Annotated in this window: 7 protein-coding genes and 1 other RNA gene; 3 read left to right on the forward strand and 5 right to left on the reverse strand. The window is 62.0% G+C overall.

Annotation, left to right across the window (positions count from 1 at the left end):
• On the forward strand, window positions 1-987 hold a 987-nt coding region (locus tag EN884_RS04910; protein WP_245491898.1), incomplete at its 5' end, for a cystathionine gamma-lyase.
• A gap of 87 nt (window positions 988-1,074) precedes the next feature.
• Here the strand turns inward: EN884_RS04910 and rnpB are convergent.
• The 5 genes from rnpB to EN884_RS04935 all read right to left on the reverse strand — a co-directional run bounded on the left by rnpB (window position 1,075) and on the right by EN884_RS04935 (window position 4,501).
• Window positions 1,075-1,484, reverse strand: an RNA gene (rnpB, locus tag EN884_RS04915) — RNase P RNA component class A.
• Between the two features lie 50 nt (window positions 1,485-1,534).
• The gene (locus EN884_RS04920; protein ID WP_013530946.1) at window positions 1,535-2,266 is read right to left on the reverse strand and encodes a lytic transglycosylase domain-containing protein; all 732 of its coding nucleotides are present in this window, start codon (window positions 2,264-2,266) and stop codon (window positions 1,535-1,537) included.
• A 211-nt stretch (window positions 2,267-2,477) separates the two neighbouring features.
• The gene (locus tag EN884_RS04925; RefSeq protein WP_013530945.1) at window positions 2,478-3,236 is read right to left on the reverse strand and encodes an N-acetylmuramoyl-L-alanine amidase; all 759 of its coding nucleotides are present in this window, start codon (window positions 3,234-3,236) and stop codon (window positions 2,478-2,480) included.
• Entirely contained in the window at window positions 3,233-3,952 is a 720-nt protein-coding gene (locus tag EN884_RS04930; protein WP_013530944.1) for a DnaJ family molecular chaperone, read from the reverse strand. Before EN884_RS04930 ends, EN884_RS04925 begins: the two co-directional genes overlap by 4 nt.
• 174 nt (window positions 3,953-4,126) lie before the next feature.
• Window positions 4,127-4,501, reverse strand: a complete 375-nt coding sequence (locus EN884_RS04935; RefSeq protein WP_244514312.1) for a hypothetical protein — start codon at window positions 4,499-4,501, stop codon at window positions 4,127-4,129.
• An 80-nt stretch (window positions 4,502-4,581) separates the two neighbouring features.
• Between EN884_RS04935 and EN884_RS04940 the strand changes: the two genes are divergently transcribed.
• Window positions 4,582-8,229 (forward strand): hydantoinase B/oxoprolinase family protein, encoded by a 3,648-nt coding sequence (locus EN884_RS04940; RefSeq protein WP_063168484.1) that lies wholly within the window; start codon window positions 4,582-4,584, stop codon window positions 8,227-8,229.
• Window positions 8,230-8,655: 426 nt separating this feature from the next.
• Window positions 8,656-9,223: PIN-like domain-containing protein (locus EN884_RS04945; RefSeq protein WP_245491899.1), on the forward strand; the 568-nt coding region annotated here is incomplete at its 3' end.

Genomic DNA, 9,223 nt, shown 5'->3' on the forward strand with positions numbered 1-9,223 from the left:
TACGGGCGATTCAGCAACCCGACCTGGGACGCGGTCGAGCATATGCTGGCCCATCTGGAGGACGCGCCCTGCGTCGCATTCCCTTCCGGAATGGCGGCAATCTCGGCGGCGTTTTTTGCCGTGCTCAAGGCCGGCGACCGTATCCTGCTGCCATCGGACGGCTATCACACGACACGAGCGCTGGCCGAGCGCTTCCTCAAGCCGCTCGGCATCACCTATGATGCCAGGCCGACTTCGACCTTCCTCGATGGCGGCTTCGATGGCTATCGGCTGGCATTTGTCGAAACCCCTGCCAATCCGGGGCTGGATATCTGCGATATCGCCGCCGTTGCCGATGCTGTCCACAAAGCCGGCGCGATCCTTGTGGTCGACAACACGACCATGACCCCTCTCGGCCAACGACCGCTCGACCACGGCGCCGACATCGTCGTTGCCGCCGACACCAAGGCACCCAATGGCCATTCCGACGTGCTGTTCGGCCATGTCGCCAGTCGCAATGCCGATATCATCGCCGCCGTGACCGGCTGGCGCGAAGTTTCCGGCAGCATTCCCGGTCCGTTCGAAGCCTGGCTGGTGCACCGCGGCCTGGAGACACTGGATGTGCGCTTCGATCGCATGTGTTCCTCGGCGGAAGTCATCGCGCGGCGACTGCAGGGCCACAAGGCAATCAGCGGCCTGCGTTATCCCGGGCTTGAAGGCGACCCGTCGCACAACCTAGCCCGCGCCCAGATGGAGCGCTTCGGCTTTCTCATCTCTTTCGAACTCGCCTCGGAAGACAAAGCCGAGGACTTCATCAACAATTGTGCCCTGATGCAGGCCGCGACATCCTTCGGCGGCGTCCACACCTCCGCCGAGCGGCGCCTGAAGCGAGGCGATGCGGTCTCCGCCGGTTTCGTCCGCCTCTCGGTCGGCTGCGAGCCGGTGGAAGAGCTCTGGAAAGCGATCGAGACGTCGCTGGACGGGATCAGCGGCTCCCGGCTCGGATGAACGGCCGGACAGGCTTGAATCAACAGGCGCGCCCGAGGGCGCAACCTGCTGATTTCAAGAGATTTCTCTTGATATCGGGGGAGAGAAATTGCCAGCTGGCCTGTAAGCCGGGTTCTGTATGGCCCTCGTCCCTTGCGAGGCGAGAACGTGGCGGCCATTCATCTTGGGCGCATGTTGCCATGCGCCTCACGCAACCTACCCGGACGGTGAGCCGGAAACAGCCCTCGAGGGTTTCCCCTCGCACCGTCCCTATTCGGTCTTGCTCCCGGTGGGGTTTACCGTGCCGCTCCTGTTGCCAGTCGCGCGGTGGGCTCTTACCCCACCCTTTCACCCTTGCCCCGAATCCGGCAAGCCGGATCGTGGCGGTTTGCTTTCTGTGGCACTTTCCCTGGGGTCGCCCCCGCCGGCCATTAACCGGCACCGTGTTTCCATGGAGCCCGGACTTTCCTCACCCACGACCTTTCGGCGTTTGCGGGTGCGGCCGCCCAGCCAGCTGGCAGAGCGTATAAAGGGGTTCACGCCCGAAAACGCAAACGAAAAAGCTGACTTATGCGGGCGATCCAAGCGCAGCCATCTGCACCTTGACCTTGCCGCAATAGGCTGCCGACACGGGGTTCATCCGCGTTGCGGCGTGCCCGGCATTGTATTTCAGAATGGTGCCGCAGGTCGTGCCGCCACCGAGGCTCCGTGCCATGGCAAGGTATTTCATGCCGTATTTGATGTTGGTGTCGGGATCGAACAGGCCCTTGGCGGAGCCGCTATAGCCCATCATCCGAGCCGTGGCCGGCTTGATCTGCATCAGGCCGATCTCGCCGGCGCTGCCGACGATGTTGGGCCGGTAGTTGCTCTCGATCTTGATGACCGCCGAGGCGAGCGACACGGGCACGCCTTCGATCGCCGCATAGCGGGCAACGATTGCGGAATACTGGCCGCTGCTCGCCACCGCGGCCGTCGACTCCGCCGCGTTCCTGAGGCCGATCGATGCCGTTCTCGTCATGTCGACGGTCTTGCGGCCGCGCTTCGTCTGCCTTTTGGCGATGGACTTCTTCGGTTTGGACCAGCTTGCCTTTTCCGCTTTGGCGGAAGCCCGCTTCGTCTCCGCTTTGGCGGATGCCTGCTTTGTCGCCTTGGCGTCGTGGCCTGCCTTGCCGCTTTTTGCGGATACCACGGGAAACCCTTGATCGGCCCGCGGGCTGAATGACGCTGCATGCGCCGCACTGAAGGCAAAAGTCATTACGCCGGCAGCAAGAGCTGCCGTTAAAACGGTAAATTTCTGCATGTGATCCTGTTCTGTCTGAACCGCGCGAAGATGTTCACGCAGCAACGCCTAACCAACGTCGGAACAACCCGGGGGGGGCTTGGGGTCCGACATCTACACGTCAGCCGTTTGACGCCCGAATTGGTGTCAAACAAGGCCAGGCAAGTCACTTTGAGTGACAGCCTGTAACTTAAGGATTGGAAAGAATTGCTTGGGAGAGGTCTCCCGGGGATTAGCGCTTCACGGAAGCAAGCAGCCTTTGCAGCGTCCGCAGCGTCGAGCCGTCGGCAACGCCGTCCACCTTGCGCGGCCGGAAATGCCGTTGGAAGGCTTCGACCACCGCCTCCGTCTGCCGGTCGAAAACGCCGGATATTTCAACGCCATAGCCGTAGAGCGCCAGCATCGACTGCAACGCTTCGATATCGCCGCCGGTGTCGCCGGTTGTCAGAGTAGCGCCTCGCCTGACGGGGGCGGCCGTAACGAGATGGCCGACACCGGCCTCGAATAGCGCCCGCCACGGAAACTTCTCGCCGGGATCGATTTTGCGCCCCGGCGCAACATCGGAATGCGCGAGTACCCGCTCGGCGGCGATCGAATGCCGACCGGCGATCCCCCGGCACAGCCCGATCACGGCATCGATCTGCCGCCGGGGAAAACCGGGATAGCCCAGCGAATGCCCCGGATTGACGATCTCGATGCCGACGGAACAGGAATTGATGTCGGCGCATCCGAACCACGAACTCTTGCCGGCGTGCCAGGCGCGGTCGCTTTCCCTGACCATCTGCACGATATGGCCATTCTCGTGGACCAGATAATGCGACGAGACCTCGCTGGCCGGATCGCAAAGCCAGGCCTCGGCCCCGGCGCCGGTCGCCATGCCTGTGTAGTGCAGCACGATCATGTCGGGCCTGGGTGTTGTCTCGCGCCGCGGGCCGAAATTCGGCGATACCCTGACTTCGGCACGTGGCTCGTCGGGCAGAAAGCCGCTCATGCGTGGCGCAGGCCCCGCTCGATCATCTCGTAGGCGGCATTGATCGCCGCCACCCTGGTGGTCGCGATCTTGATGAATTCCTGAGGCAGGCCGCGCGCGATCAGCCGATCCGGATGATTGTCGGAAACCAGCTTGCGATAGCGTTTCCTGACCTCTTCGAACGGCTTGCCGCGCTCGATGCCCAGCACGACATAGGGATCCCCGGCGCCGAGATTGACGTGCCGGGCCATGATGGCTTCGTAATGCGCTTCGTCGATGCGGAAAATCTCGGCGATGCGGTGCAGGAAATGGCCTTCGCGCTCGTGCACCAGCCCGTCGGCCTTGGCAATGTGGAACAGACCGTCGAGTATGTCTTCAAGCATCACGCAGTTGGAATGCCCCGAACCGCACATCTGGGCCATCCGCTCGGCATAGGTTTCGAAACCGGCCACGTCGCGCTGGGCGAGATCGAACAGCCGCGCCACATTGCGCGTCTCCTTCGGCGGCACTTCGAATATCTCCTGGAAGGCGCGCACCTCGTCCTGGGTGACGATGCCATCGGCCTTGGCCATCTTGGCCGACAGCGCGATCATCGCCACCGAAAAGGCGACACGCCGGCGCAAATCCGCATCGCCGGAGAAAACCGTGCGCACAGCCTCGACAACGTCGACGACACCCGACGAGGTTGAGGATGAAACGCGGGTGATGAACTCGCCGAGGCGATCCCAAATCGACATGGCCTGCTTCTTAGAGCCACCGCTCCCTCCTATCAAGCCGGGACAGTGCCGCAGGCTTTGCGCGACAAATCGATCCGGCGCGCGAGAGGGATTGGCCCACGGCGCTCGGACGACATGAGAAAGGCCGGCGCGAGCCGACCTTCCTCATTCATCACAAGAAGTACTGCTTGCTCACTACTGCGCGGGCGCAGGAGCTGGTGTTGCCGGAGCCGGCTCGGCGGGCTTCTCGGGTGTGATGCTCTTCGTGGTCGAATTATCCGTTGCCGGAGGCGTCGCGGCCGGCGGCGTGGCTTCCGGGGTGGCCGGTTTCATCGGTTCCTCGGCGGCCGGCGGGTTGGTGCTCTGGGTGGTGGTGTTGTCCGTACCGCTGTCACTGCAGGCGGCGACGCCAAGCAAAGCCAAACCGGAAACGGACGCGAGAATGAGCTTTTTCATTTGTCTCTCCTTCAACACACGCTCACGTTGCCGTGAGCGGTCGAAGGACAAATGCGTCAGCCGGCCATGAGTTTCGTAACGTTGCGTTTCCGCATGTAACATCGTCTGGTTCATTTGCGATTGCCGCTCAGGCCGTAGCGAACTAACAGCATGTGCCGAAACACCGATCGAACAGAAGAGCGCCAGGGGCTGTCATGACCGAAAAATGGGATTTCTGGATCGACCGCGGCGGCACATTCACCGATATCATCGGCCGAGATCCGGAGGGCGGGCTGCACCCGCGCAAGCTTCTCTCCGAAAATCCCGAAGCCTATAACGATGCCGCCATCCAGGGCATTCGCGACCTTCTTGGCTTGTCGGCCGGCGACACGATCCCGAGCGGCCTGATCGGCGACATCAAGATGGGCACCACGGTCGCCACAAATGCGCTGCTGGAGCGCAAGGGCGACCGCGTGCTTTTGCTCATCACCAAGGGCTTCCGCGATGCGCTGAAGATCGCCTACCAGGCGCGCCCGGACATCTTCGCCAAGGAGATCATCCTTCCCGAACAGCTCTACGAGCGCGTCATCGAAATCAACGAGCGTGTGCGCGCCGATGGCTGCGTCGAACAATTGCTCGATATCGCCGCCTGCCGGCCGGCGATCGAACAGGCCAGGGCCGATGGCATCGATGCGGTCGCCATCGTCTTCATGCACGCCTGGAAATACCCCGAGCACGAGAAGGCGGTGGCGAAAGTCTGCCGCAAACTCGGTTTCAGCCAGGTCTCGGTCAGCCATGAGGTCTCGCCGCTGATCAAGCTGGTCGGCCGCGGCGACACCGCGGTGGTCGACGCCTATTTGTCGCCGATCCTATCGCGCTATGTGCAAAGGGTGGCGGGAGAGTTGGGTGCGGCGCCAAGCTCCCCTCTTGTGGGGGAGAGCGATCGATTCCCCCGCCTGATGTTCATGATGTCGTCGGGCGGTCTCACCGCCGCCGACATGTTCCAGGGCAAGGACGCACTGCTGTCAGGACCAGCCGGCGGTGTCGTCGGCATGGTCGAGACGGCCAGGCTCGCCGGCTTCGACAAGGTCATCGGTTTCGACATGGGCGGCACCTCGACCGACGTCGCTCACTATGACGGCGAATATGAGCGCGCCTTCGACACCGAGGTCGCCGGCGTGCGCATCCGCGCGCCGATGATGCGCATCCATACCGTCGCCGCCGGCGGCGGCTCGATCCTGCATTACGAGGCCGGCCGCTTCCGGGCCGGGCCGGATTCGGCTGGCGCCAATCCCGGCCCGGCAGCCTACCGGCGCGGCGGCCCGCTCGCCGTCACCGACGCCAATGTGATGCTGGGCAAGCTGCAGCCCGATTTCTTCCCGGCCATTTTCGGACCCGGCCAGGACCAGACGCTCGACGTCGAGACGGTACGGGCAAAATTCGCCGCACTCGCCGCCGAAATCGGCGACGGCCGGTCGCCCGAGTCTGTCGCCGAGGGCTTCGTCACCATCGCCGTCGAAAACATGGCCAATGCCATCAAGAAGATCTCCGTGCAGCGCGGCTACGACGTCACCGAATATCTCTTGAACTGTTTTGGCGGCGCCGGCGGCCAGCACGCTTGCCTGGTCGCCGATGCGCTCGGCATGGAAGCGGTGCTGATCCATCCCTTCTCAGGTCTTCTGTCGGCCTATGGCATCGGCCTGTCCTCGGTCTTTGCCTCGCGCCAGCAGGCGCTGCTGAAACCGCTTGCCGAAGAGTCCAGAACGGAGATCGGCAACCTCATTGCCATCTTGAGGAAAGCCGTTGTCGCAGAACTCGCGGCGCAAGGCATCGGCGAGGATACGGTCGCCACGAAGCCGGTGCTGCACATTCGCTACGACGGCACCGACACGACACTGCCGGTGAATTTCGAGGCGGATTCGATTTTCCAGGCCAGGCGCGATTTTGAAATCGCCCACAAGGCGCAGTTCGGTTTCGTCTATGACGACAAGCCGATGATCGTCGAGACCGTCGGCGTCGAAGGCACCGACACCGGCGGCACTGGGCGCGACGAAACTGAATCGCGAACCGAAGACCTTGCCGTAAGCCCTTCACAGACCCGCGAAATCTTCACCGAGGGAGAGTGGCGCACTTCACCCATCTTCCGCCGCGAGGCGCTGAAGCCGGGAAACAGGGTTGCGGGACCTGCCTTGATTATCGAGCCGAACCAGACAATCGTCATCGAGCCGGGCTGGCTGGCCGAAATCACCGCCAGGAACCACGTGCTCCTGCACCGCGTCGAGAAAAAGCGCCGGCAGGCAGCGCTCGGCACCGAGGCCGATCCGGTCATGCTGGAGGTCTTCAACAACCTCTTCATGTCGATCGCCGAGCAGATGGGCGTCACGCTGCAGAACACCGCCTATTCCGTCAACATCAAGGAACGGCTGGATTTTTCCTGCGCCGTCTTCGACCGGACCGGCGCGCTGGTCGCCAATGCGCCGCACATGCCGGTGCATCTCGGCTCGATGGACCGCTCGGTCGAAACCATCATCCGGCTGAATTCCGGCGACATCCACCCCGGCGACGTCTTTGCCCTCAACGCACCCTACAATGGCGGCACGCATCTGCCGGACATCACTGTCGTGACGCCGGTCTTCGATGATGCCAAGGAAAGAATCCTGTTCTGGGCCGCCTCGCGCGGCCATCACGCCGATATCGGCGGCACGGCACCCGGCTCGATGACGCCGCTCGCCACCACGGTCGACGAGGAAGGCGTGCTGTTCGACAATTTCCGCATCGTCGACCGTGGCCGCTTCCGCGAGAAGGAGCTGGAAACGCTGCTCACCGATCACCGCTATCCGGCCCGCAATCCGCACCAGAACATCGCCGACCTCAAGGCGCAGATCGCCGCCAACGAAAAGGGCGTAGCCGAACTGCGCAAGATGGTCGCCCATTTCGGCCTCGATGTCGTCGAGGCCTATATGGGCCATGTCCAGGACAATGCCGCCGAAAGCGTGCGCCGCGTGCTGGAGCGGCTGCCGGATAGTTCTGAGTACGAATACCCGACCGACACCGGCCAGATCATCAAGGTGAAGATCACGGTCGACCGGCAAAAGCGCGAGGCGACGGTAGACTTCACCGGCACCTCGCCGGTGATGAAGAACAATTTCAACGCGCCCGAGCCGGTGGCCCGCGCCGCCGTGCTCTACGCCTTCCGCGTCATGGTCGAGGATATGATCCCGATGAATGCCGGGTGCCTGCGGCCCATCAACATCATCATTCCCGATGGCTGCATGCTGAAACCCGCCTACCCCGCCGCCGTCGTCGCCGGCAATGTCGAGACCTCGCAGCATGTCACCAACGCGCTGTTCGGCGCCATGGGCGCCATGGCCAACGCCCAAGGCACGATGAACAACCTGACCTTCGGCAACAAGACGTATCAATATTACGAGACGATCTGCTCCGGCTCGCCGGCCGGCCGGATGAACTCGGGCCGCGGCTTTGCCGGCACCTCCGGCGTCCACACCCACATGACCAATTCGCGCCTCACCGATCCCGAAGTGCTGGAGCTGCGCTTTCCCGTTCTGCTCGAGGATTTCCACATCCGGAAAGATTCCGGCGGCAAGGGCAGATGGAGCGCCGGCGACGGCACCAAACGCACCATCCGCTTCCTCGAAAAGATGGAATGCGCGATCCTGTCCTCGCACCGCAACCGGCCGCCGCAAGGGCTGGACGGAGGCGGCGACGGCGAGGTCGGCTCGACCAAGATCCGCCGCAAGGACGGCACGATCGACCTGCTGAAAGCCTGCGACCAGACCATGTTGCAGGCCGGCGACGCCGTCATCCTGACGACGCCGACGCCGGGGGGATTTGGCAAGGCCTGAAACCGCTTGACTGGCTCGCGCCTCCCGGCCGCATTTATCACCAGCTATTCGGCGGCGATGCTAGCCTAGTAGGCTATTGCGCAGATGATAGCGGCTGTGATCGCCACCTCCTACTTCCCCGCACCATCGGAGCATTCTGACATTCTAGGGCACGTGGGACCGCAACCATTCAGGATTCCGCTATACGCTACCATTCGACAATAGCGAGCCGTTCACACGGTAAGAAAAGGTTTCGAAAGGCATTTCTCTACAAGTCTCGCTTGCTTCAATGTTCACAGCGATGTTGTAATGGCTTCGACTCCGGGGGGTTGGATGCGGAAGATTTTTCATGGGTTTTACGAGCCCACCAAAAAGGAATTAGACAAGATCTGGAAGACGGGACTTCTGGTCCCGGATACAAATGTCTTATTACACCTATTCAGATTTATGCCCGCTAGACGGGCGGAAGTCCTTGCTGCATTTAGGTCATTTGGGGATAGACTGTGGTTGCCTCATCAGGCCGGTGCAGAGTTCCAGGCAGACGGGCGCGATGCTGATTCGACCAATAGAGCGGCATATCAGAAGCTAAAAGATGAGCTGCTAAAGAAACGCAATGAGGTCGAAGGGGCAATTGGCGCGTTCTCCAGATTCGATCCTTGGCCCCAAGGATCCTCTATGGACGAGATCGGCAAGTTCTTCGAGCGCCTGACCCTTGAAGTTGAAACTGCCGTAAAGCAGCTTCCTGAAGCTCTATCGGTTTTCAAGGACGTTACTGACATCTTCGATGGAAAGGTAGGGAAGCAACCAGTCGACATCGAACAGCGACGGAAAGAAGCGCTGCGACGTTTCGATGCGAAAATCCCCCCCGGTTATAAAGACAAAGGCCGTCCGGGCGATTATCTGATTTGGGCTGAAATGAAGGACAAGGCAAAGTCGGCTCAGCTTCCGGTCCTTTTTGTCACTGACGATAACAAAGAAGACTGGTGGGCACGACATGATGGCAAGACCCTGGGAC

Origin of the sequence: Mesorhizobium sp. M7A.F.Ca.AU.001.01.1.1, from assembly GCF_004022735.1 — a bacterium.
GTDB classification, from domain to species: Bacteria; Pseudomonadota; Alphaproteobacteria; order Rhizobiales; family Rhizobiaceae; genus Mesorhizobium; species Mesorhizobium ciceri.

Coding starts and splice junctions, on each gene's coding strand:
- EN884_RS04930 (WP_013530944.1), bottom strand. CDS start 3,952: ATGTCGATTTGGGATCGCCTCGGCGAGTTCATCACCCGCGTTTCATCC.
- EN884_RS04935 (WP_244514312.1), bottom strand. CDS start 4,501: ATGAACCAGACGATGTTACATGCGGAAACGCAACGTTACGAAACTCAT.
- EN884_RS04920 (WP_013530946.1), bottom strand. CDS start 2,266: ATGCAGAAATTTACCGTTTTAACGGCAGCTCTTGCTGCCGGCGTAATG.
- EN884_RS04940 (WP_063168484.1), top strand. CDS start 4,582: ATGACCGAAAAATGGGATTTCTGGATCGACCGCGGCGGCACATTCACC.
- EN884_RS04925 (WP_013530945.1), bottom strand. CDS start 3,236: ATGAGCGGCTTTCTGCCCGACGAGCCACGTGCCGAAGTCAGGGTATCG.